Origin of the sequence: Bacteroides sp. Phil13 (genome assembly GCF_001940965.1) — a bacterium.
Lineage (GTDB): Bacteria > Bacteroidota > Bacteroidia > Bacteroidales > Bacteroidaceae > Bacteroides > Bacteroides intestinalis.
The window spans coordinates 1-24,297 of record NZ_MSHA01000027.1 but is presented as its reverse complement, the minus strand read 5'-3'; the positions used below and the strand labels follow the sequence as shown (position 1 = coordinate 24,297).

General features: G+C 41.1%; 16 protein-coding genes and 1 pseudogene. 13 read left to right on the top strand and 4 right to left on the bottom strand.

All coding sequences use genetic code 11. The features are described from left to right. The first annotated feature begins 5 nt into the window (after positions 1–5). From BWI44_RS03930 to BWI44_RS03915, 4 genes are all read left to right on the top strand, one after another. Positions 6–1,307: a pectinesterase family protein gene (locus tag BWI44_RS03930; protein ID WP_195209202.1), complete on the top strand. Its 1,302-nt coding sequence runs from the start codon at positions 6–8 to the stop codon at positions 1,305–1,307. Between the two features lie 235 nt (positions 1,308–1,542). Further along, positions 1,543–4,773 (top strand): SusC/RagA family TonB-linked outer membrane protein, encoded by a 3,231-nt coding sequence (locus BWI44_RS03925; RefSeq protein WP_044155142.1) that lies wholly within the window; start codon positions 1,543–1,545, stop codon positions 4,771–4,773. A 7-nt stretch (positions 4,774–4,780) separates the two neighbouring features. Next, entirely contained in the window at positions 4,781–6,802 is a 2,022-nt protein-coding gene (locus tag BWI44_RS03920) for a RagB/SusD family nutrient uptake outer membrane protein (protein ID WP_278705085.1), read from the top strand. Positions 6,803–6,834: 32 nt separating this feature from the next. Then, on the top strand, positions 6,835–8,424 hold the full coding sequence (locus BWI44_RS03915; protein WP_229036170.1) for a DUF5123 domain-containing protein: 1,590 nt from the start codon (positions 6,835–6,837) through the stop codon (positions 8,422–8,424). A gap of 93 nt (positions 8,425–8,517) precedes the next feature. Here BWI44_RS03915 and BWI44_RS03910 read toward each other — a convergent pair whose 3' ends face one another. Then, positions 8,518–12,873 (bottom strand): hybrid sensor histidine kinase/response regulator transcription factor, encoded by a 4,356-nt coding sequence (locus BWI44_RS03910; protein ID WP_286811856.1) that lies wholly within the window; start codon positions 12,871–12,873, stop codon positions 8,518–8,520. Between the two features lie 162 nt (positions 12,874–13,035). On the opposite strand from BWI44_RS03910, the gene BWI44_RS03905 reads away from it, so the two are divergent. From BWI44_RS03905 to BWI44_RS03890, 4 genes are read left to right on the top strand one after another with little or no spacing between them, the layout of a single operon-like run. After that, the gene (locus BWI44_RS03905; protein WP_195209204.1) at positions 13,036–13,995 is read left to right on the top strand and encodes an SPFH domain-containing protein; all 960 of its coding nucleotides are present in this window, start codon (positions 13,036–13,038) and stop codon (positions 13,993–13,995) included. A gap of 10 nt (positions 13,996–14,005) precedes the next feature. Further along, positions 14,006–15,346 carry an alpha/beta hydrolase gene (locus BWI44_RS03900; protein ID WP_138292662.1) on the top strand — a complete coding sequence of 447 codons (1,341 nt, stop codon included), beginning with the start codon at positions 14,006–14,008 and terminating at the stop codon, positions 15,344–15,346. Between the two features lie 41 nt (positions 15,347–15,387). After that, positions 15,388–15,588: a type II toxin-antitoxin system antitoxin gene (locus tag BWI44_RS03895; protein WP_007666806.1), complete on the top strand. Its 201-nt coding sequence runs from the start codon at positions 15,388–15,390 to the stop codon at positions 15,586–15,588. 18 nt (positions 15,589–15,606) lie between these two features. Further along, on the top strand, positions 15,607–16,089 hold the full coding sequence (locus BWI44_RS03890) for a hypothetical protein (RefSeq protein ID WP_007666804.1): 483 nt from the start codon (positions 15,607–15,609) through the stop codon (positions 16,087–16,089). A gap of 584 nt (positions 16,090–16,673) precedes the next feature. On the opposite strand, the gene BWI44_RS03885 is transcribed toward BWI44_RS03890, so the two are convergent. Together BWI44_RS03885 and BWI44_RS03880 are read right to left on the bottom strand one after the other, a co-directional pair. Next, positions 16,674–17,288 carry a response regulator transcription factor gene (locus tag BWI44_RS03885; RefSeq protein ID WP_138292661.1) on the bottom strand — a complete coding sequence of 205 codons (615 nt, stop codon included), beginning with the start codon at positions 17,286–17,288 and terminating at the stop codon, positions 16,674–16,676. Beyond that, positions 17,278–17,982 carry a hemerythrin domain-containing protein gene (locus BWI44_RS03880; RefSeq protein WP_118221979.1) on the bottom strand — a complete coding sequence of 235 codons (705 nt, stop codon included), beginning with the start codon at positions 17,980–17,982 and terminating at the stop codon, positions 17,278–17,280. Before BWI44_RS03880 ends, BWI44_RS03885 begins: the two co-directional genes overlap by 11 nt. 167 nt (positions 17,983–18,149) lie before the next feature. Here BWI44_RS03880 and BWI44_RS03875 point away from each other — a divergent pair, with 167 nt between their 5' ends. The 5 genes from BWI44_RS03875 to BWI44_RS03855 all read left to right on the top strand — a co-directional run bounded on the left by BWI44_RS03875 (position 18,150) and on the right by BWI44_RS03855 (position 23,995). Beyond that, positions 18,150–18,512 (top strand): BlaI/MecI/CopY family transcriptional regulator, encoded by a 363-nt coding sequence (locus BWI44_RS03875; protein ID WP_007666798.1) that lies wholly within the window; start codon positions 18,150–18,152, stop codon positions 18,510–18,512. 21 nt (positions 18,513–18,533) lie between these two features. Further along, positions 18,534–20,378, top strand: a complete 1,845-nt coding sequence (locus BWI44_RS03870) for a TlpA family protein disulfide reductase (RefSeq protein WP_195209205.1) — start codon at positions 18,534–18,536, stop codon at positions 20,376–20,378. 13 nt (positions 20,379–20,391) lie between these two features. Next, on the top strand, positions 20,392–22,515 hold the full coding sequence (locus tag BWI44_RS03865; protein ID WP_021967184.1) for a M56 family metallopeptidase: 2,124 nt from the start codon (positions 20,392–20,394) through the stop codon (positions 22,513–22,515). A 15-nt stretch (positions 22,516–22,530) separates the two neighbouring features. Then, positions 22,531–23,298 (top strand): TlpA family protein disulfide reductase, encoded by a 768-nt coding sequence (locus BWI44_RS03860; protein ID WP_007666795.1) that lies wholly within the window; start codon positions 22,531–22,533, stop codon positions 23,296–23,298. Between the two features lie 91 nt (positions 23,299–23,389). Next, positions 23,390–23,995, top strand: a complete 606-nt coding sequence (locus tag BWI44_RS03855; protein ID WP_195209206.1) for a TonB-dependent receptor plug domain-containing protein — start codon at positions 23,390–23,392, stop codon at positions 23,993–23,995. Between the two features lie 16 nt (positions 23,996–24,011). Here the strand turns inward: BWI44_RS03855 and BWI44_RS03850 are convergent. Continuing rightward, positions 24,012–24,297, bottom strand: a pseudogene (locus tag BWI44_RS03850) (peroxiredoxin family protein); the annotation flags it as partial.

The following is a 24,297-nucleotide window of genomic DNA, read 5'->3' as shown; positions in this document are numbered from 1 at the left end:
TAAGTATGAAGAAGATAATTCTTACGGCATTATTTATGGGCATTTTATTAGGAGGTCATGCCCGGAATACTGCATCACCATTTCAGGCTGTAGTGGCCCAGGATGGTAGTGGTGACTACACAAGCATTCAGGCTGCTATTGATGCAGTACCCGACAACCGGCAAGAGCCGTGGTTGATTTTCGTAAAGAACGGTTCGTACCGGGAACATGTGGTAGTACCCGAAACCAAAACGTATGTCCACCTGATCGGTCAGGACAAGGATAAAACCATCATTCATCATCTCCTGAATGTAGGTGGAAAGCCTGAAGAAGGTACAGAACCGGCAAAGACGGCTTTTTGGAAACATTCAGTTCATAATCCTTCTTCCGAAGTCTATAAGTTTGAGGGAAGCGTTGTTAAGGTGAAAGCCGATCATTTTTATACTGAGAATATCTCTTATGTGAATGATTGGGGAGTAGAGAGCCAGAATGGTCCACAGGCATTGGCTATGAGCAGCCAGGCAGATTGTGCAGCGTTCAATAACTGCATTTTCCGTTCTTTTCAAGACACCTGGATGACTTCTACTAATGATTCTCACCGCCACTATGTGAAAGACTGTTGGATTGAAGGTGCAGTCGATTATTTTTATGGTGGGGGAGATGCTTTACTTGAAAACTGTACATTATATAATGTACGTAGCGGTTCTGTAATTGTCGCTCCCTGTCATAAGGATGCAAAGTTCGGATATATTTTCCGTGATTGCATTGTGGATGGCAATGCCTCTGCTGCCGACGGTAAACAGAAGTTGGGGCGTCCCTGGCACAACTCGCCGCGTGCTGTCTATATACATACCACTATGCGCATTCCTCTTGCTCCCGAGGGTTGGACCAATATGGGAGCTATTCCCGGATTATTTGCAGAGTATGATAGTCGTGATGCCGAAGGTAATGTACTCGACTTGAGCCTACGCAAAACAGAATATGACGGACGCGGACCAAATAACCCGCCAAAAGGCTCTTGTCGTGCTATCGTTACCAAAGAGGAGGCGGATAGCTATGTATACGAACGTATCATTCCGGGTAATGACGGATGGGATCCTCGTACAATGATGGAAAAACTACCGGCTCCGCAGAATCTGAAAAAACAAGGAACGAAGATTACTTGGAAAGCTGTATCCGATGCTGCCGGTTATATCATTTTCGATAATGATCAGGTGGTGGGTTTTGCTCAAAAGCCGGTTTTCGAAACAAGATTCGTGATGAAAGGAAATTTAAAAGTACGTGCGGTCAATCGTTATGGTTCATTAGGACTTGAGAGTGCTCTTTAAGTTAATGAATCGTAATGGCACTATAACACATTGACATTTTTTGCATGTGAGATCCCGGGCTTGTGAAAGTCTGGGATTTTTTGTGTAACCCCCTTGTATTTATTGTTCTAACAGATATTTTCCTCTTTTTCCGATAGTTTTTACTCCTCTCTCCATCCGTAAATTGTCACATTTGCAACAGGAAAAAATATGTGAAACTAAATCCTTTATTAATGTGAAACAAAAATCTGTAGAAATGAAAAACAAGTGTTTTGTATGGCTAATGGCTATACTGTTGATGGTTCCTATCGGACTGTCTGCACAAGAGATTACTGTTAAAGGTAATGTGACAGACTCCACGGGAGAAGGTGTTATCGGTGCATCCGTTGTAGAAAAGGGTAATGCAGGTAACGGAACGATTACCGATATAAACGGTGATTTTACTCTGAAGGTCAGTGGCAAAGGTAAGAAACTGGTTATCTCATATATAGGTATGCAGGCCCAGGAGATAGATGCCGTTGCCGGGAAGACGCTAAGTATTAAGCTTCAGGACGACTCTAAAATGTTGGATGAAGTAGTCGTTGTAGGTTACGGTACGATGAAGAAGAAAGACCTGACCGGTTCTGTTTCTTCTATGAACGACAAGGTACTGAAAGATATCCCTGTAACTTCTGCCTTGCAGGCTATGAGCGGACATCTGGCAGGTGTGAACGTAACGGTAACGGACGGTTCTCCCGATGCCGAAATCAAAGTACGTGTACGCGGTGGTGGTTCTATTACCCAGGATAATTCTCCGCTTTATATCGTAGATGGCTTTATCGTGAAGAATATTAATGATATTCCTCCCGGTGACATCCAGGATATCAGTGTATTGAAAGATGCTTCTTCTACGGCAATCTATGGTGCCAAGGGTGCTAATGGTGTAGTTCTGGTGACTACAAAGAGTGGTAAAGCCGGTAAGACAGTGGTAGATGTGAATTCTTATGTTGGTATAAAGAAAACCTACAATCTGACGGATGTCCTTTCTCCTTATGAATATGTATATTATCAGAAGGAAATCGATTCGAGCCCGAATGTATCCAGTGCAGGCTTCTACAGCATGTATGGTATGTGGGATGATATAGACCTTTACAAATACCGTGAAGGTATCGACTGGCAGGATCAGCTGTACGGCAATACCGGTGTACAGAAGAATTTCAATGTATCGCTTTCGGGTGGTACGGAAACTATGCGCTACAATATCAGTTATACACGTGATGATGAAGATTACATCATGTTGAACTCTAACTATGTACGTGATAACTTCAACATTAAGCTGAATAAATCTTTTGGTAAAGTCATTGATCTGGACGTTACAGCCCGTACCACGAATACGGTGATTGATGGTCCCGACGTATCCGGTGGACGTAAGCTCCGTGATGGTGTCAAGTATGCTCCGGTAAAGAGTATAACGACTTTGTCTATGGAGAACCTGGTGGGTACCAGCGAGGAGCTCGACTGGGCAGAATCTGCCAGTATGTTGAATGATCCGATTTACAACATTACCAATGAGTTTAAGAAACAGTACTCATTTGTTAATTCTTATAATGTCGGTTTGACATTCCATATCATCAAAGGTTTGGATTATCGTGTTCAGGGTAGCTACTCTTACGAGAAAGCACATACGGATAATATCTGGTTGAAGAAGACCGGTGAATCTAATGCTAATGGTGGACAGCCCGTTGCCAAACGTGAATATACCGATGGTTATCGTTTTACGATACAGAATCATCTGACGTATGATTTTACGGTTGCAAAAGATCACCGTTTCAATATTATGTTTGGACAGGAGATTTTCTCCGGCAAATCGGACAAGATGACCCTTCAATCCAAATTCTTCCCGAAGGACTTTACAGCAGAACAAGTATTGGCTATGTGGAATTATGGTGAACCGTTGCCTACTTATAATGATATAGGTGAGCCGTCGCGTACCTCTTCTTTCTTCGGTCGTCTGAACTATACGTTGAAAGACCGTTATTATCTGACTTTCACAGCTCGTGAAGATGGTACAAACGTATTTGCTCCGGGCAAACAATGGGGTTTCTTCCCCGCTGGTGCTTTGGCATGGCGTCTGTCTGAGGAGCCTTTTATGGAAGCTACTAAAAGTTGGCTTTCTAATGCTAAGCTTCGTTTAAGTTACGGACAGGTAGGTAATGCACGTGTAGGTTCTTACTGGCGTCAGCAATACAGTTTCGAAAGCTCTGCAAACAGACTCTACTATATCGGTGAGAAAGTGCAAAGTGGTTTGAAACCAACCAATACACTCCGTAACGAGAACCTGACTTGGGAAACCAAGACTTCTGCCAACATCGGTTTGGATCTGGGATTCTTTAATGATAAAGTGAATGTGGTAATCGATGCTTATAAGGATGTAACTAAGGATTTGATTCTGGCTGTGGATATCCCGACTCATTCCGGTTACGGCACTCAATACCGCAACCTGGGACAGACTACTAACAAAGGTGTGGAGTTGACAGCTAACTGGTATGCCGTTGAAACTAAGGACTTCAACTTGTCATTGGGTTTCAATATCTCTTTCAACCGCAATACTGTTGACAAACTGGATGGTTCCGACTCTATGATTGCTACTTCCGGCTGGGGAGTAAGTATCGGTTCGGATGATTATCGTGCCATTGTAGGTAAATCCATTGGTCAGATCTATGGTTACAAACAAGATGGTTTCTATTCTTTCGATGACTTTACTTTTAACGAAGAAACGAAACGTTGGATCATCAAACCGGGTGTAGCCGATTGTAGTGATATTATCGCAACCAGCGGTAACTGGTTTGGTCCTGGACACATGAAACTAAAGAAATTGACGGATGATGGTTCTGATAAAGTCACTACGAATGACCGTACCGTCATTGGTAATGCCATGCCGAAACATACCGGTGGTTTCAATATCAATGCGGACTATAAAGGCATCGACTTTGGTGTACAGTTCAACTGGAGTTATGGTAATGACATTCTGAATGCCAATAAAATAGATAATACTACGTATGCAGGTTCCAAGAAGTATCAGAATCTGAGTAGCGATATGGCCTTGGATAAGCGTTTTACCACTATCGATCCTGAAACCGGTTACAATATCATGTATGGTGAATATGCGAATCCGGCACGTTTGCAGGAAATCAATCAGAATGCTACGATCTGGCATCCATTGATGAACTCTACGGTCATGACGGATTATGCTATCGAAGATGGTTCATTCCTTCGCCTGAGTAATCTTACAATCGGTTATACTTTACCGAAGGCTTGGACTAAGAAGTTCCTGGTTGAGAAGTTGCGTGTATACTTCACTGGTTATAACCTGCATTGTTGGACAAAGTATTCCGGACAAGATCCTGAGGTAGATACCCGTCGTAGCACTCCATTGACCCCGGGTGTTGACTACTCTGCTTACCCGAAAGCTCATTCATTCTTATTTGGTATTAACCTGACACTCTAAAAAACTAATGATCATGAAGAAATTATATATATTAACTTTGGCAGCTGCCATGCTGATCACTACTTCATGTGATGATTTTCTGGCAACTGACACCCCCTCCAAACAAAGTAACACAAATGTGTTCAATACCGAGGCTATGGCCGAGGCTGCCCTGATGGGAGTTTATGCTACCATGTCCGATACGTATGTTTACGGACAGAAAATATCTGTGAACTGGCAGAATATCAGTGATACGGAAAATTGTAACCTTTATCTGACTAACTATAAAGAAGTAAACAGCGACTATGGTCAGAACCACTATTATGGTAATTCCGGTAACTCTACCACTCGTTGGAACAATATCTTCCGTTTTGCAGAACTTGCTTCCGCTGCCGTAGAGGGAATGCGTGAAGGCGAATTGCTGAAGACAAACCCGACTGTCGGCAAACCGTTACTGGGTGAAGCTTTGACTCTGAGAGCATTGGCTTATTTTGAATTGGTGCGTATCTATGGAGATATTCCTTATAAGAAAACAACTTCCAATTCTGACCTTTCCAATGTATATATCGGTAAGATTGACCGTGATACTGTATATGCCGACCTTGTGAAGAACTTGCAGGAAGCCATCGAATACCTGCCTTGGTTAGGTAGTGGTAAAGCTTCTACTGCTGAACGTATCAGCAAAGGTTTTGCTAAAGGCCTGTTGGCACGTGTGGCCTTATTTGCAGGTGGATGGTCGTTGCGTGATGGTAATCAATTCCCTGATATGCAGCTGGAGAAGCATCCTACCATCCCTGAAATGAATGGATATTATGTAGGTCGTGTGAAGAACTATAAAGAGTACTATGAAATAGCAGCTAAACAATGTGCTGAAATTCTGGGTGATCCTGAGAATCCGCATCAATTGGACCCTGACTTTGAGAATATCTGGAAAACGGTAAATCATCTGGATCAGAATCCTTATAATGAAAATCTTTATGAAGTTGGTTTAGGTGTAGGTAATACCGGTGACGTGGGTACTCTGATGGGTTGGGAAGTTCAACAAGGCTCTATGTACGGACAGCAAGGTATGGGTAGTAGCTATGTTACTTCTACAATTTATTACTTCTATTCTTTTGGTAAGACGGATAAGCGCCGTGACGTTACATTGACTTTCGGTCGCTGGCGTAAAGAGAATTATGAGGATTTGAGTCTGAATGCTACGAATGTACACTATGCTAAATGGCGTATGTACTGGACCAGTGAAACCTATCGTGCCCTTCACCTGGCTGCTGCCGGCCGTGTGGCTACCGGTATCAACTGGATTGTAATGCGTTATTCTGATATTTATCTGATGTTTGCTGAGGCTATGAATGAGCTTTACGGACCGGATCATCAGAATACAACGGCAGGTATGACAGCCCGTCAAGCTCTGGAAAAAGTACGTGAACGTGCATTTGGATCCGGTTCTTCTGAAATTGCGAAGTATGATTCTGACTTCTTCAATGCTATTGTGAATGAACGTGCTTGGGAATTTGGTGGTGAAGGTGTTCGTAAAATGGACCTGATTCGTTGGGGGCTGTTGGATAGTAAGATTGAAGCTATGAAAGAAAGCCTTTGCCTGATGCTTGATAACCAACATCCGGTGACCATCTTTGATAAGACTTATCAGCCTTCGGATTTCCCGACTGTATTGTACTATAAGATGCGGACAGATGATAAACTGTATGTGGATTATTCATCACCTAATTATTATCAGGAACTGGGTACGGCTCCTGCAGGCTATGAAAAGATTGACTGGTTTCCGAAAACTTATGCAAAACCTGAAACCGGGTCAGGCACTACTTATCGTGACGAACTTGCCAAGATTCTGGTAATGGCTACTGGTATCAATGCATCTTACGACTATAGTGCATTACTGGGAAAACTGAAGAATGGTGGTGAGATTGGTGATATGTTGAAACAATATCCTATTGGTAACGGAACTTGTAACTATCGTCATCCTTATGCTATCTATGATACGGATATTTATCAGTCCAAGGGCTTTTTGGTAAATTCCTATGGTTATTAATAAACGGACAACAGAATTAAAAAATGAAGATTATGAAACTTAAAAGCATATTCGCATCCCTTGTCATGACAGCCGCACTCTTTTCTTCGTGCGACCGTGACGTAAACGATTGGGAAGTGGCCACCGGTGAGAACCGTTTGTTTAAGCCTTTGATTTTCGAGGCAAGTACGTTGAAGCCTACTTCCATTCAGATTAAACACACTAAAGTAGTTGACGCTGCTAACTATGTATTTGAATTCAGTAAAGATGCCGACTTTGCAACGATTGACAAATCTGTTGTTATTCTGGCTGATACTCTGACTCCGTTTGCAGATTCAAATACAGCGATGAAAGTAGAATACCGTACTTGGTTTGAAGGGCTTGATGGTACTACCAATTATTGGGTACGTATGCATGCTGAGAATGCAGATGCATCATTAAAGTCAAAGTTGAGCTCATTTACCTTTATCACTCCGGCGGAACAAATATTCAGGAGTTACAGACCTACAGTTAATAGCCTGACTTTCCTTTGGGAAGAGACAGATCGGGTTACGAATCTTGTATTGATGAATGAAGATAGTACAGTAGTTGAAAACCGTGTGCTGACTACTGCTGAGATACAGAATGCTGCTGCAACATTTGAAGGTCTGGATATGGGAGTACCTTATATTGCTCAGATTTTCTACAATGAAGTATTACGTGGAACGCTGAATACGAAAACTTCAGGTTCGTCCGGCAGTCTGATTTTTAATATCAATATACCAGGTATTACTGCTGAGGATATATCAACGGCTTTGGCGGGGCATGCTGCTGAAGGGACTAAAAAAGTTACTGTGAATTTTGCATCTGGTATGGAATTTAATATGGAGGGAACCATTACAATTCCAACGGGTATACAGGATATTAGCTTTGTTGGTTCGGAAAATGCAAGTGGCAAGTTGTCTCAATTGAATAAAGTTTATTTTGCTATCGAAAGCGAAGTGAATGATGTTAATTTTGAATATCTCAGCATGAACTCCGATGGTGGATTTATGTTCCAGGTAGGTGCGCAGAAGTTCCACGATATTACTTTTGAAGGCTGTGAAGTGAAACAAGTTAATTCTGCTGTCCGTCTCCATAGTGGTGCAGAAGGTAATAGCGTTAACTTCAATAACTGTTGGGTGTCGAACACTGGTGGTTGGAGCTTCCTCAATGTAGGTTCAGGCTGTACAATTCCTGCTATCAATGTTACGAATAGTACATTGACTGAATTCAATACCCGTATTGCCGATATACGTGTGAAGACTGATATCAAATTCAAGAATGTGACTTTGGTAAATATTGCAGAGAAGATGACTCACCTTTGGTTACTTGACAACAACTCCAAACCGACTGTGACTATTGAAAACTGTATTTTTGCCGGTCCTAATGGTGGTCAGAAGCTGCACTCTACGAATGGTAACTATAGCAATGTTACTATTTCCTATGGTGGTTCTTACAAGACAAATGATTTAATAGAAGATTCTCGTCCGCTGGATGATATTACGGTTGTGAACCTGGATATCTATGGCTTGTTTGTAGATCCTGCCAATGGCGATTTCCACATCAAACAAGGTGCTGGATTTGCAGGAACCGGAGTAGCGGGAGACCCGAGATGGTTTTAATAAGTAGGTATTAGATTCAGGATAAGATTCTCTCAAAAAGGAAAGTCCGGACTTTTTTAAGCCCGGACTTTCTGTTTAAATGCTTATCACTAATCATTTTTTCCCTTCTTTGTATTCCGAAGGTGTCATCCCCACCTGCTTCTTGAAGCATTTGCTGAAATACTTGGGATCGTTGAATCCCGTCATATATGCTACTTGTGAGAAGTTGTATTCTCCGCTATCTATCAACTGTACGGCACGTTTGATTCGGATTTCCCGTATGAAATCCACTGGTGACAGGCCGATGATAGATTTCAACTTTTGATAAAAGACGGTACGTCCCATATTCAGTTTCTGTGCAAACTCCTCGATGGTCAGGTCGGAATTATCCATTTCTTTTTCCATAACTTCCATTACTTGCTGCATGAATTGTTCATCGAATGGAGTGATTTGCGGCTGTGATGGGGATATGTCAATAGATGGTGCAGCGGGACTTTCCTGTTTTTCAGACCATTGTTTCCAGAGAATATCCTGTAACTGCTTGCGCTGGTGTAGCAACGATTTGATACGTGCTTTCAGATAAGTAGCACTGAAAGGCTTGGTGATATAATCGTCGATCCCCTGTTCCAATCCGGAGATGCGGTCATCCAATGATGATTTGGCGGATAAGAGGATGATGGGGATATGACAGATTTCTCTGTTTTCTTTAATGTTCTTCACCATATCCAGACCGTCCATTACAGGCATCATAATGTCGCTGATGATAAGATCAGGAACATGCTCTTGTGCACGTTCTAAACCTTCTTGACCGTTAATTGCCTCAATGACTTTGTAATTTTCCGAAAGAATAGTATGCAAGAAGCTCCGAAGCTCCATATTGTCTTCCACAATCAGAATGGAAATCGGATCAACTTTGTCGGTATCCATAGGCATATCCTGAGATACCTCGTCTATTTCATTGTCGGTTTCTGTAGAAGCTCCGTCATTCAGAATGAATTCAGTGTTTTCATGAGTTTCATATATTTCCTGTCCCATTGGCAGGGTGACAATAAATTCACTACCCACTTCGGGCTGGCTCTTTACTTCAATACTACCACAATGCAACTCTATTAATTCTTTTACGAGTGACAAGCCGATGCCGGAGGAAGGTTGTAATATATTGTATTTCACTAAAGTTTCAAAGCGTTGGAAAAGCGTTTGTTGCTTCTTAGGGTCAATACCGATTCCCTCGTCAGCTACGGATACAATCAGCTTGTCTCCTTCCACATTGGCATGAACAGTAATAGACTTGTTGGCAGGCGTATATTTGAAAGCGTTGGACAACAGGTTGAAAATTATCTTCTCGAATTTATCCTGATCAATCCAGGCAGATATTATCTCCTGGTTTATCTGTAATTGATAGTTTATATTCTTTTCTTCAGCAATAAGACGGAAATTATCCATTACCTTTTCCAGCAAGACAACCACATTGGTCTTTTCCAACAGTACTTTCATCTTCTTATTCTCTATTTTACGGAAATCCAGAATCTGGTTTACCAAGTGGAGCATACGTTCCGTATTTTTGTGTACCAATGTCAGGTGTTTACGTGCATTGGCCGATAGAGTCGTTTCATGTTCTAATACTTCGGTTACCGGACTGGCTATCAGTGTTAGCGGGGTGCGTAACTCGTGAGATATGTCAGTGAAGAAACGTAGTTTGATGTTTGCCAGTTGTTGTTCCAGATTGATCCGGTGGCGCAGACGGTATATATAGAGAATGATATAAACGATCGTTGCAGTCGATACTATGAATAAAAAGGCATAAAGTATCCATGCCCAATAGGTCTCCCAGAATGTAGGGAGCACTATAATAGGAAGAACACGTGTACCGCTTTCCATCCATACTCCATCGCTGTTGGTGGATCGTATCTGCAGTTCATAATCTCCGGGAGGAAGGTTGATATAACTGGCAGACCGACTATTGTCTACTTCATTCCAGTTTTCTTCCAGACCTTTCAGACGATAAGCGTAACTGATGGATTGCGGATCAATGTAATCCAGCGCAGCAAACTGGAAGGTTACATTTCGTTCGGAAGGTTTCAGCTTTAATTCTTTCAGATCATCAATATCCAGATCCTGGGAAGCTCCTTGTATCTTGAGTCCAGTGAATACGATAGGAGGAACATAACTACTTTTTTGAAGCTGCTCAGGGAATATCCTCAGAATGCCGATATCTGTTCCCAGTAATAGCTGGTGATGTTGGCTCTGCACCGGAGCGGCTTCGGTGAAGTATAGATCTTGTTGCAGATATTTCTTGTCGTAATGTTCAAAGGTCTCTTTGTCCGGATGAAAACATGCCAGTGCATTTTCTGCTATTATCCAGAGATTCCCTTTATTATCTTCTATCATGGATTCCACAAGGTCTGAGGGAAGGCCGTTTTGGGTAGTGTATGTTTTAAATTCTATTTCGTTGCTTAGCAGGTTCTCGGATAATATTTTATTGAGACCTCCGGTAAATGATAGGACATAGGTATCTTTCCGGCTGTCGGTATAAATGTAGATGACATCGTTGCTGCAAAGGCTGGATACTTTATCAGGGATACGTATGTTTCGGTAGAATTCAATTTGTTCCGGTTGTGTAAATTCACTGGAGAAGGTGAGTAAACCCTCTGTTGTTCCCACCAATAATACTTGGTTTGCTTCAGTGATGTACCGGACTTTGGCAAAGCGATCTTTCGAATATCCCGTTAATTTATTGCCGCTATGCAGAAAGCGTATGTTTCCTTCCTGCGTTTCTTCAATCAGGTTCAATCCGCCCCCGTAACATCCTACCCATATACGTTTTTTGCTATCCTGAAAGATGGTATAAATACTGTTGTAGCTTAAACTGTACGGATCGTCCTTTTGATGGGTGAACTGGCGTATTTTGAAACGGTTTTCTCCTGTTCTTTCCAGACGGAAAAGTCCGTCCTGTTTGCTACCCATCCAAATGATACCTTCTTTATCTTCCATGAAACAATAAATGTTCTTGGAAAACGACACAGGATTAAGACTGATAGTTCCTTCCGGAGTCAGATAGCCCTTCAGACTACCGTCCGTCCGATATATCCTGACAGAGCCTTTTTTGGTAGATGTCCAGAGATTCTTTTCCTTATCTATAAGAAAAGCACGGGTCTCGAAGCCGGTGTCAATGGATTGCAGGTGGCAGGCGTGCGGGAAGAAAGATATCTTGGTAACATCCCAAGTATTGCAGAACCATAGGTTGCCCTGGCGGTCCAGGAAGTAGTTTAGAATGTTGGGATTATACTTCGAATTTGGATTGTCGTAATCTGTATAATAGGGTTTCAACTGGCGGTTTCTCCGGTCGTAGTAACAGAAACCACCCTGATGGGGGACCATCCACAAGGTTCCCTGTGAATCTTCGAAAATGAAATCACGGTTTACACGTTCGGCATTCGGCAGATCCTCCTTGGGAGTGATGTAGTGTTGCTTATCTTCTGTAACCAAGTTATACCTTACTACTCCCGGGGTATCGCCAAACATCCATAATTCTCCGTGATGATCTTTGAATACGGATAATACTTTGGGAGAAGGTTTGGTTGAAGTACGAGGATCGATAAGTCTGTATCTGCCTTCTCCGGCAAAAAATATATATAAACTTTCATCTGTACAAAGCCCAATACTATCTTTGCCGAGATTCTGCATGGAATTAATGGTATTAGAAGAGAGGAAAGGTGCTTCATTAAACTGTAATTGCTGTGTCTGGGGGTTATATATCACCAATTGATTGTCATCGGATATCAGATATATCTTACCATTATTTTCTTGAATGCTCTTGAATGGTATATCCGATTCAATTTTCTTTTTGCCGATGATGGATATTCCTTTATCAGTCAGGATCCACTCATCTCCTTCACTGTCCTGATGTACAGTGATAATGTGACTCCCTTTCAGATTCTTTTGTTCCGGACTGTAAAGAGTGATACCTTCTCCTTCTTTACAACTCAGTTCGTCGATTCGGAATGCTTCCTGTTCGCACAGAATCCAGCTGATACCCTTTGGTAGAGCATAAATGGTACGTACGGCATACGTTTGTTTGCTCTGGTTTTCGTAAGGACGCAGAACATCTATAAACTTCTCGCTACGTGTATCGAACAGATAAACGCGGAGATCATAAGTCTGACACCAGATGTCACAAGTCTGAGTCTGAGTGATGGAAGATAGGCGGTTGCTCGTCAGGTTGGAGCCGTCTCCTGGAAATGCTTTGTAATTTTTGAAGGTATACCCGTCGAATTTATTCAGACCATTCCAGGTTGAGAACCAGATAAGCCCTTTTGAATCTTGTACGATGTTCGTTACCGTTCGCTGTGCTAATCCATTGTAAGCAGAGAAATGTTGTATCTGGCACACTGGTTGGGCAGCAGCTTTACAGGTAATGAAGAGTATAAATAGCAGTAAATAAATAGTTTGTGATAGAATGTACTTTCTCATTGTATGACTGATTGAGTTTTCTTATGCAAATATACAACAAAAACTACTCTCTTCCTTAATATTCTTTAATTCCCCGGAAAATCTTCTTAGATTGCTTGTTTATATGCTTGATAATTCGATATATTTGTGATATTAAAATGATATCAATTAAATCTATAAAGTATGGAAGCAAAAGAATTGAATTTTAATGGATTTAAGATGAACGGTTTCTTAGGATTATTCATTCATCTTATCGTGTTGCCGGCACTTATTTTCTTCGGCTTTATCACATGTATTCCGACAGCGGTTGTAGCTGGTATCCTTTGCATTGTCTGGTGCATCATGTTTGCCGGTTATATGCAATTGGAACCGAATGAAGCCCGGGCTATGGTGTTCTTTGGTAAATACAAAGGAACATTTAAAGAAACAGGCTTTTTCTGGGTTAATCCATTCCTGGATAAGAAGAAGCTCTCTCTTCGTGCACGAAATCTGGATGTGGAACCTATCAAGGTGAACGACAAAATTGGTAATCCTATTCTGATTGGCTTGGTGCTGGTATGGAAACTCAAAGATACCTATAAGGCTATGTTTGAAATTGATTCACAGACCATGGCATCTTCTGCACATACCGTAACAGGCAATGCGAATCAAATTAGTATAGGTAATGCAGTTGCCAGTCGTATGAATGCCTTTGAGAACTTTGTAAAGATACAAAGTGATGCCGCTTTACGTCAGGTGGCCGGGCAATATGCTTACGATGATAACGAAGCGGATACTGAAGAGTTGACACTTCGTTCCGGCGGTGAAGAAATAAATGAGCAATTGGAACAGAAATTGAATGAACGCCTTGCTATGGCAGGTATGGAAGTAGTGGAAGCACGTATCAACTATCTGGCTTATGCACCTGAAATAGCTGCAGTGATGCTTCGCCGTCAGCAGGCTTCAGCTATTATCACTGCCCGCGAGAAAATAGTGGAAGGTGCTGTTTCCATGGTAAAAATGGCTTTGCATAAACTTTCCGAAGAAGAGATTGTTGAATTGGACGAGGAAAAAAAGGCGGCTATGGTCAGTAACCTATTGGTAGTGCTTTGTGCGGATGAGGCTGCACAACCAATTGTAAACGCAGGTACATTAAATCATTAATTCGAATAGTATGAATTTCTCTTTTTTATATAAGTGGGCATTAGTGCTCGGCTTATTGCTGGGACATGTAGTAGCGGTTTTTGCTCAGGATGCAAATATAAATCGTGCAGAGCATGTATATGAATTGTTTGTAGAAAATCAGGCTGATAGCATCCATGCTCTCCTGAACAAGAATTTGCAGGAAAAATTATCTCCGGAAGTTTTTAGAGATATGTTCAAGCAGTCGGAAAAGCAGTTCGGGAAACTTCAGTCCAAAGGCGAATGGCGGAAAGAAAGCGCTGAGGGGATTACGCTCTATCATCGTGATTTGAAGTTTGAGCGTTACGACCTTCGTTTCCTGTTGTCTTTCGATGCTGATGGTGAGATGAATACGATTCGTCTAATGCCTGTGCCTGCTGCTTCTACAGCAAAGCCGGTGGTTTATAATAAAGAGAAGATGCTGGAACGGGATATAACGGTTGGAGCGGATGGCTTTAAACTACCCGGGACAATAACATTGCCTGTAGGGAAGAAAAAGGTTCCTGTGGTAATTCTCGTACATGGTTCCGGTCCGCAAGATCGTGATGAGACTGTTGGACCGAATAAACCTTTTCGTGATTTAGCCTGGGGATTGGCGGAACGTGGCATTGCAACGATCCGTTATGATAAACGTACGAAAGTCTATGGTGCCGCTTGTGTACCGGAAGGTCGTGAAATTGATTATGACACAGAAAGTGTGGATGATGCTATAGCTATTGTTGCTTGGGCGAAGACGTTGCCGGAGGTTGATGCTGACAGTGTTTATGTGTTAGGCCATAGTTTGGGTGCCACACTTGCCCCTCGTATTGCAGAACGGGCCGACGGATTGACTGGAATTATTCTTGTTGCTGCTTTGGCCCGTCCGTTTGAAGATGCAATTGTTGAGCAGATGACCTATATTTCTTCTTTGACAGATTCTTCTGCCCGTGCCAAAGAACAGATTGCTGAAATAAAAAAGCAGGCAGATAATATAAAGAAGTTGGGTACACCGGATTTTGATGACAAACTTCCTTTGCTATTGAATGTTCCTCGTCCCTATTGGGAATTTGCTAATGCTTATAAACCTGTGGAAGTGGCATCTAAATTGACTTTGCCTATGCTGATCTTACAAGGTGAGCGTGATTATCAGGTTACTATGCAGGATTTTGGCTTATGGCGTTTTGGACTTCTGCGTAATAAGAATGCTTTCTTTAAATCTTACCCTAAACTTAATCATATGTTGCAGGAAGGTAGTGGTAAGGCTACTCCATTTGAATATAACCAGGCATCACCTGTAGTGGGATATGTTATGGACGATATTGTATCATTCATCCATAACGGAAGTCTGTTATGATACAAAGTCAATAGTAAATTGTTTAATTGTAAAATAGAATCGTGGCTAAAAAAGAAACTTCAACCAAAAGCTTTGTCTTGCGTGTAGATGCAGCGACTATGGATGCTATTGAAAAATGGGCAGCCGATGAGTTTCGCAGCACTAACGGACAGCTTCAGTGGATTATTGCTGAGGCTTTGCGGAAGAGTGGGCGGATGAAGAAAACTAAAAATATTCCTCCGCCTGAAGAACCGGAATCGTAATTTATAATTCATATTTCTATGTTAAATCTTGGTCCTTATTCAACAAAAGAGTTTCCTAATATCCGTGTATATCCTACCGTAATAGACCGTATACTGGAAGGTGTTGCAGTTTTATTAGCTGTTGCTGCCTGGGGGTGTGCTATATGGGTGTATACACATGCAGAAGATAAGATTGTAGCAAACTTTTCTCTGTTTGCTGCCGGATTAGGTACTTTCTGTCTTCTTTTGGTAGGTTTCTCTGCGTATCTCCCTATCCGCTGGATACGTTTTCCGGTACGTATTACGGAACGTAATGTAGCAGTGCAGTATCTTATGGCAGTTCGCATTGCCCGGATATTAAATGTTTGTTTAACTTTGCTGTTTCTTACTCTTGTCTTTAGTAAAGTTGAGGTGGAATATGGTATTCCACAAGGCCTGTGTAATATAATAACAGGAGCTGTCGGTGGTTTGCTGATATTGGTGCTTATGGTGTATTATATTTTGGCGTTTAAGTATAAATAGGGATGTTTGCAGGTCTATATACCTAATTATGACTACTGCCTTCTTTCATTATACCTTGTTTTAGGGATTGCGGCATCTTCGTAAATGCCCTACTTTTGCATCATCAGATTTAATGAATTAGTTAGTCATAATTACGTAACCACTTTTATTAAGGAAAAAAGGTTCCCGTCTTCCCCGATGTGATATCGTGAAAGAGCGGGGATTTTTTCATTTAATGCCCTGTTGGCAAGAAGTTAAGAGTTTGTCAGCAGGAAGTTAACTCCTTGTTGACAAACTCTTAACTTCTTGTAATCCTGAAAAAGTAGTCATAATATTCTTGTTTTCTGTCTATTCTCAGTATGTTTTCATCTTTGTGCTATTGATCAACACAAACAGATAAAAATGAAGTTGGATTTAATAAGGAGGAAGATTGTGTAATGCAAGACTATTGTAGTTAAATATGCAAGAGAAAGTTATTAAATAATGGTATCTGGTATTGAGGAAAGTAGAAAGAATCATTAATTTGTAGTAGTGTTGGGAACTTTAGGAACCAATACAATAAAGATTTGAGGGTATGTCAGGAGTATTTCCTGATGTACCCTTTTTTATAAGTTATCCTTAATATCTTGCAATTCTACCAATTTATTCACAATGGCGTAAATAGTCAAACCTGCCGGAGAATGTATTTGCAGTTTACGGGCGATATTTCGGCGGTGAGTGATAACCGTATGGATGGAAAGATAAAGTTGGTCGGCAATGGCTTTGTTGGTCATGCCTTTCACGACACAGGTAATGATTTCTTTTTCTCGTTGGCTGAGTGTTTCTTGTTCACTCTCTTTTTCTTCTTCTTCGTCAGTGCACAGCAGTTGGTTTATTTTAGTGGCAATGGTTTCCGGATCATCGCATATCGAGAGATGGTCATCGTATTCTTTTAATGAATTACTGTCGATCACGGAACATACAAGGGCCAGATATTTAGTTTCCACCTTCCCATTTTCTGCCTTGAATGCAGGAAGATCAAACCAACCACCAAAAGCAGGGTTGACAATCAGTATATCGGGTGTATGCAAATGTATGTAACTTTGCAAAGATTCTGGGGAAGAAACCTCTATAGGCATTACATTCAGATTAGGCAGGCGCTTCAATACTGTCGTAAGTCCGCTTCGGATGATGACAGAAGTTTCAGCGACTGCTATCTTTACAGAAACATTATTGTTCATTTTTCAATCTCCTTTCCAGTTGGGCTACAGCAGGAACAAACATATAGTCTTCTACCTGGCAGTGTGAAGCAAGGTCATGTTCGCAGTTGAAGATGTCAAAAAGAACAGCATTAAGCTTGTTGTTGTTCTCTTTTTCCGGATAATATTTAATGATGATATTTTTCAGTTCGGTCAGCTTGGATTCAATCTGATTGTGCTTGCTGGCAAAAGTTGCTATATCATAGTTTTCAGCAAGTTTACCTTCAAGCAGCTTTTCGACATAGGTGAACACGGCCTCGTTTTCATATTCCATGTGGCGGCGTACCTCTTTGGCATATTCATCGAAAAATTTCAGAATGAGATAAGCAATATTGTCCGTACCCGAACAATCGATAGATTCGATCAATTTACGACGGATAACAGGTAATTTAAAATCGAGGAAATAAGTATGTGCCCGTTTTAGGTAATCCATAAGTGCTGAGATAGAAAATACATTTTCATCTCCACTATAGGTATATTGCTCTTCGCTGATGAAATTGGCTACTGCGAGAAAGGTGCGGTAGTCTACGCCTTGTGCCTCACAAACGTCCTTTACACTCTTATCTCCAAATCCCAGGGAGAGCCCAAAGCGGCTCATAACCATTAATAAGGAGTAGTTATCACAGATAAGGTCGCTCATTTTGTCTGTGGCGCGATACTTATGCGGTTCATTCATTGCAGATTATCCTTTCTTTCTTTGTTAATTCGTGCGCAAAGTAACGACTTTTTGATGAAGATTACAATCGCTATTTGTAGGTATTTTAGTGTTTAGTCTTATTTAACGAGAAAAATTAGTTTATAAACTAAATATTTTAGTTCTTTGCGAAAAACAAATGAAGCGTTATGAAAGGATTGACTGCGAAAGAAGAAGAAATCATGGGATTTTTCTGGGAGAAAGGTCCGTTGTTTGTGAAGGAAATGCTGGCTTTTTATGAAGAGCCCAAGCCGCACTTCAATACTTTGTCCACAATTGTAAGAGGTCTGGAAGATAAAGGTTTTTTGGCGCATAAGACTTACGGTAACACGTACCAGTATTATGCTGTGCTAAACAAGGAGGATTTCAGCAAAGGAACACTGAAGAAAGTAATCAGTAAATATTTCAATAATTCGTATCTTAGCGCAGTATCTTCATTGGTAAAAGAAGAAGATATATCACTGGAAGATTTGAAGCAGCTGATTGCAGAAGTGGAGAGAGGGAAGATATAGTAACTTTAAATATCGAAGATTATGAAAAACATTGCTATAACTTGTTTAGTGTTGGTAGCTGTTTGTGCAGGCTTGCAGGCGAAGAAGGTGGTGAAAGCTCCTTATTTCATGGCAACGAGTACCAACCAAATAGAATTCCAGAAAGTGACATTAGGGAAAGATACGACATGGATAGAGGCTAAAATATATTCCAGACCGGGTGAAGGAATAAGAATAGACTCGACTGCCGTTGTACAGGTGGGGGAGAAAATGTATGCTTATCTGGGTGGCGATGGATTTTCGAAAGAGTTTTGGACAAATCTTCCGGCTTCGGGTGAGTTGGCTGTTACTTTGAAGTTTGAACCGATTCCTATGGATGCGGAAAGTCTCGACTTTTATGAAATGCCTGCAAAGAAGAGTGAAGGATGGAATATTTATGGGGTGCGTCTGGATGGTAAGAAGCCGGAAATCGGAATACCTGAGAAACTGTTGAATCAGCAATTGGATTATTCTCAGCCTTTGCCTGACCCTGATTTGAAAAATGGAAAGACGGTGATTCGCGGACAGATATTAGGTTATAATCCGGCATATGGAACTACTCTGAATTTCAATTGCAGTGACTGGTTCTTTTTTGATGTATTTGGTCAATCCCTTCCGATAGCTGAGAATGGAAGCTTTTATTATGAAACAAACTTGATGATACCGGGTGATGCTACATTGCGTGTGGGACGGAAGAGGTTTGAGATATTTTTGGTACCGGGTGGTGAGCTTGAAATAACATTTAATTTACCGGAAATTTACTGGTCAGAAAGCCGTTTGTTCGGGAAGAAAGATAGAAGACCACTGGTTTGGTTCGAGGGTACGTATGCCGGTCTGAATACTGAATTGACAAAGTATGCAGGACTGACGAGTCTTTACAGTGCGGATAATTTTTATGAGAATATTTGCGGTGTCACTCCTGCCCAATATAAAAAGTATGTGACGAAGATTTACGAAAAAAATCGTGATGAAATACTAAAGAATAAGTTACTGAGTGATGCTGCACGTACATACATGATAAACAATCTGGAAATGTCGTATTTCTTTGCTATCAAGGGGTATAAGGGTACAATCAGTTATGCTCCGATGATCAGTGGAAAAAAAGGAGTGAAGCGGGCGGATATGACGGTAGGTGAGAACTATTATGATGATATCCTGAGATTGGATTTTATTCATTCTCCTTATATACGATATGGTGGTTATCCTGATTTTGTCCGTGCTGCAACCGAAGATTTCAAAGGTAAGTTTGAACCGCAACCTATCTGGGAGGATATCTTACGGGCGAAACCTCTAGTATCTATTCTTGCCCGCTTGAAACCATTGTCGGAGAAACAGATGTTGACATTGGATAGTATATCTGAACCGGAAATCAAGAAAGCTTTGACTATCAGAAATCAGAAAGTGATGGATTTACTTGCAGAGAGCGCAAAGAAAACTGGTTACACGATCTGCCAGCTTGATACGGCAGTTACAGCGGACAGTTTGTTAGCAGTTATCACTCGTCCTTATCGTGGTAAAGTGGTTCTGATAGATATGTGGAATACTTGGTGTGGTCCTTGTATGCGAGCTATGAATAGTTTGAAACCAGTTAAAGAAGAACTGAGAGATGTAATATATGTCTATGTAGCGGATGAAAGTTCACCCGAAGGGAAGTGGAAAATCACAATACCTGATATTCATGGAATTCATTACCGGATTACGAATGAACAGAGTGCTGCATTAGGCAAGTTATATGAGTATCCAGGAATACCTACATACTTTGTGATAGATAGGGAAGGGAAGCTTTCATATAAAGTTACAGGTTTCCCCGGTGCGGAAAAGATGAGAGAAGAATTGATTAAATTATAAATTGTACATCCATATGGGAATTTTCTTTGTCTATATACTGAAGTCGTCAGTTTGTCTGGTGGTATTTTATTTATTCTACCGATTATTGCTGAGTCGCGAAACGTTTCATCGTTTCAACCGGGTGGCGCTACTGAGCATTCTGTTGTTATCGTGCCTTTTACCATTGGTAGAGGTAACCGTAGAGGAGCAGACAGAAGTTCATCAAACCATGATGACTTTAGAACAGTGGCTGATGCTGGCAGATATGATGAACACGGCTGATACTACGGATTTGCAGGCAGAGGAAGTGACGGTGACTTGGATACAGGTTGCATTGTTGGTGTATCTGGCAGGAATTTTACTCTTTGCCCTACGCAACGGATATTCATTGTTGAAATTAGGCGGGTTACTAAAATCTGGTAGGAAAGAGAACTTAAGTAAATATATCGATGGGGGAGAGAAAGTGACCCTGATAGTACACGACCGTGATATAGCTCCGTTCAGTTGGATGAAATGTATCGTTATTTCGGAAAAAGATCTGGATGAGAATGGTCGGGAGATACTTATTCATGAATTGGCTCATATTCAAAATCGGCATTCATGGGACTTACTGGTGGCGGATATCTGTATCTTCTTCCAGTGGTTCAATCCGGCTTCATGGTTGCTGAAACAGGAGTTGCAGAATATCCATGAGTACGAGGCTGATGAAACGGTTATTGAAAAAGGCGTTGACGCGAAGCAATATCAACTATTATTAATCAAAAAAGCTGTCGGCACAAGGCTCTACTCTATGGCCAACAGCTTTAATCACAGTAAACTTAAAAAACGTATCACTATGATGTTAAAAGAAAAATCGAATCCGTGGGCAAAATTGAAGTATTTATATATACTTCCGGTAGCAGCTATTGCAGTAACAGCTTTTGCCCGTCCTGAAATCTCAGAAACTGCAGAAGAGATTTCTGCCGTCAAAGTTAATGATTTGACAGCAATTGTGGAAGCAAAAGCCATAAAAAGTACGGAAGAGTCAGTGCAGATAAGTACTGTGTCGCAAGATACGGTAAAGGTGAATTATGTACCAACAGAAGTGAGTCGGAAGTTGCAAGGTACAGCGGTCTTTGAAGTGGTGGAAGAAATGCCGGAATTTCCAGGTGGTGTGGATGCCATGATGGAATATCTCCAGAAGGAGCTGCGTTATCCGGAGTCTGCAAAAGAAAAAGGGATTCAGGGGCGTGTGACGGTACAATTCATTATTGATAAAGAAGGAAATGTGACGAATTCTAAAGTAACCCGTTCGGTAGATAAGGATATGGATGCTGAAGCTATCCGGTTGGTAAAGGCAATGCCGAAATGGAAACCAGGTATGCAGAAAGGGAAGGCGGTAGCAGTGAAGTATACGGTTCCGGTGGTATTTAGGCTGGAAGGTGGAAAGACGGTAAATTCACAGGTGACTGTGAACTCGAAGGTGTCAGAATTCTCGGTTCAAGGTATGAATAATCCTTTGTACATTGTTGACGGTAAAGAAGTCACTTCGTCAATCCTTTCTGCTTTAGATGTGAATAAGATAGAGAGTATGACTGTTCTGAAAAACGAATCAGCTACTGAAGTGTATGGTGAGAAAGGAAAGAATGGTGTAATCCTAATTACTCTGAAAGGAAGCGCTGAGAAGTCTATTACCTTATCAAATAAAAGTTCAGTAGTTAACGTACCTGGATTGAAAGGTGTTTATTTGAATAACCGAAGGGCAGAGTGGGAGGATGTAGATATATTTGTTGATGGTGAGAAGATAGAAATGGCTGGGAGAGCATTGGATGAAGTTGTACCTCCTAATCGGATTGAAAGTATCAGTGTTGAGAAAGAAAGAAATGAAGCTGGAAGAGGTAAAATTTATATTACTACAAAGGCAAAAGAAGGTGTTGAGAAAACGTCTGTTCGGGGTGATATGAAAGTAGAAGGTTTTGTACAGGATAAGGATGGAGAGCCTATTGTGGGGGCTACTGTTCTTATTGAAGGAACCAATATGGGAACAGTCACCGATGTAGATGGACGTTTTGTAATGTCTGCTTCAAAAGAGGATAAGTTGGTGGTTTCTTATATTGGTATGAAGGGTACCAAGGTAAAAGTTGCATCGAAAGTGACGATTACTTTAAAAGATGAATAATCAAGAATATTTTATATGGAAAGGAATTCTCTCTTTTTGTTTCTCTTTATGATGTTTGTTTGGGCGGGGCTTTGCTCTGCCCAGACTACTGGTGACAAGTTTGTTCTCATTGACGGATGCTTTTTCAATGGCATGCCACCGGGAGTTCGGAATGATGAAGGAGCTCAAATGATTATGTTGACAGATGAAAAAGGACATACAGCATTGGAGATACGTCTGAATAAGGGGAAAAAATTACCGGATTATGCGATGAAATACCGGGTTCCGGTAGAAAAAGTACCCGGAGGGGAGGAGCTATTGATGATCTCACGTTCCGGGACACAAAAACCGATGGCGGTTGCCGGAAGTAATACGATTACTCTTGATAAATGGGTAGGTAGGCCATTTCCGGATTTTGAAGTAAAGGATACGGCAGGACGGGTATGGACAAAAGCGGATATTCTCGGAAAGCCTTTTGTGCTGAACTATTGGCATACAGGTTGCCGGCCTTGTATCAAAGAGATGCCGGATTTGAATGAATGGATGAAGATCTGCCCGAATGTGACTTATTTTTCTACGACTTGGAATACGCCGGAACAAATAAAGAAGATTGTGGAGAACCGTCCTTTCCTTTTTACGCATATTGCCGATGAATTATTTTTCTTCAATCTGTTTAAAGTACAGGTTACACCGACTACAGTGTTGGTAGATAAGAAAGGTATTATACGCTATTGGGAAGAAGGTACAAGCGAGAGTAAACGAGCATATCTGCTTGATAGGTTAAAGGAATTATCTGCTGAATAAATACTTTGTTTCTTATTTTTTTGTTTAAATCATTACTTTTAAGTATTTTTGTTTGAGACGGTTTAGATTCTATCACTTAAAAGATAATGCTATGAGACAAAGAAAACAAATTCACCAGGGATATAGCTTCTTTTGGGGAGTATTTCTATTATTAGTAATGTCTGCCGCTATATCTATTCATGCTGAAGCCCCTTTCATGAAGGAGCTTGTAATTTTCAAAGATACTTTGAAGAATGACACACTTGTGACACAGTCTCCGAAGAAAGATGGTACATTGGTTATCAGAGACCGTATTCCTATTCCATCCAATGAGCCTTTATACATTGTAAATGGGTTAGAGCTTCCTTATGAAATCTTTGCGGCATTGAATCCTATGCACATTGAAAGCATTGATATTTTGAAAGATGCTTCGGCTACTGCTATTTATGGTACACGTGGAATAAATGGAGTCATAGTTCTGAAACTGAAAACTCCACAGCAAGTGAAGGAAGAAAAAACGATTAAGCAGATTGATGAGTTGCTGAAACCGAGAGGTGTTGACAGGCGAAATGCACGTTATTATATTAATGGAAAAGAAGTTCCGGCCAGCACTGCGTATCAAACGAACATCGAACAAATGGAAGTGAAAACCGGTGCAGACGGAACTTTGGAAATCTATATTAAACCAATGATTTTCATAAGGGGAGAATATGAATAAGAAATTATCCGCCTTTTTATTTACCCATCTCCTTTTCTAATAATTCTTTGAGGGGCTGATAGATGCCGCTATATCCCCTCAGAAGAGTTTTTCCTTCGGGTGAGATAACCATCAGGATAGGAACTCCGTTGAAGTAATAATCATCGGCAATAAAGCTATTTTCCTTTTGATTTGTATATACAGTGGCCCAGGGTGGATAAAACAGTGAAGCAACTTCTGAGTCTTGAGAAAGAGTTTCTGGTTGCTTATCGCCAGTGAATCCTAAGATTTCAAAACCTGACACTGTCCACAATTTTGTGTAA

Coding starts and splice junctions, on each gene's coding strand:
- BWI44_RS03930 (WP_195209202.1), top strand. CDS start 6: ATGAAGAAGATAATTCTTACGGCATTATTTATGGGCATTTTATTAGGA.
- BWI44_RS03925 (WP_044155142.1), top strand. CDS start 1,543: ATGAAAAACAAGTGTTTTGTATGGCTAATGGCTATACTGTTGATGGTT.
- BWI44_RS03920 (WP_278705085.1), top strand. CDS start 4,781: ATGATCATGAAGAAATTATATATATTAACTTTGGCAGCTGCCATGCTG.
- BWI44_RS03915 (WP_229036170.1), top strand. CDS start 6,835: ATGAAACTTAAAAGCATATTCGCATCCCTTGTCATGACAGCCGCACTC.
- BWI44_RS03910 (WP_286811856.1), bottom strand. CDS start 12,873: ATGAGAAAGTACATTCTATCACAAACTATTTATTTACTGCTATTTATA.
- BWI44_RS03905 (WP_195209204.1), top strand. CDS start 13,036: ATGGAAGCAAAAGAATTGAATTTTAATGGATTTAAGATGAACGGTTTC.
- BWI44_RS03900 (WP_138292662.1), top strand. CDS start 14,006: ATGAATTTCTCTTTTTTATATAAGTGGGCATTAGTGCTCGGCTTATTG.
- BWI44_RS03890 (WP_007666804.1), top strand. CDS start 15,607: ATGTTAAATCTTGGTCCTTATTCAACAAAAGAGTTTCCTAATATCCGT.
- BWI44_RS03885 (WP_138292661.1), bottom strand. CDS start 17,288: ATGAACAATAATGTTTCTGTAAAGATAGCAGTCGCTGAAACTTCTGTC.
- BWI44_RS03880 (WP_118221979.1), bottom strand. CDS start 17,982: ATGAATGAACCGCATAAGTATCGCGCCACAGACAAAATGAGCGACCTT.
- BWI44_RS03875 (WP_007666798.1), top strand. CDS start 18,150: ATGAAAGGATTGACTGCGAAAGAAGAAGAAATCATGGGATTTTTCTGG.
- BWI44_RS03870 (WP_195209205.1), top strand. CDS start 18,534: ATGAAAAACATTGCTATAACTTGTTTAGTGTTGGTAGCTGTTTGTGCA.
- BWI44_RS03865 (WP_021967184.1), top strand. CDS start 20,392: ATGGGAATTTTCTTTGTCTATATACTGAAGTCGTCAGTTTGTCTGGTG.
- BWI44_RS03860 (WP_007666795.1), top strand. CDS start 22,531: ATGGAAAGGAATTCTCTCTTTTTGTTTCTCTTTATGATGTTTGTTTGG.
- BWI44_RS03855 (WP_195209206.1), top strand. CDS start 23,390: ATGAGACAAAGAAAACAAATTCACCAGGGATATAGCTTCTTTTGGGGA.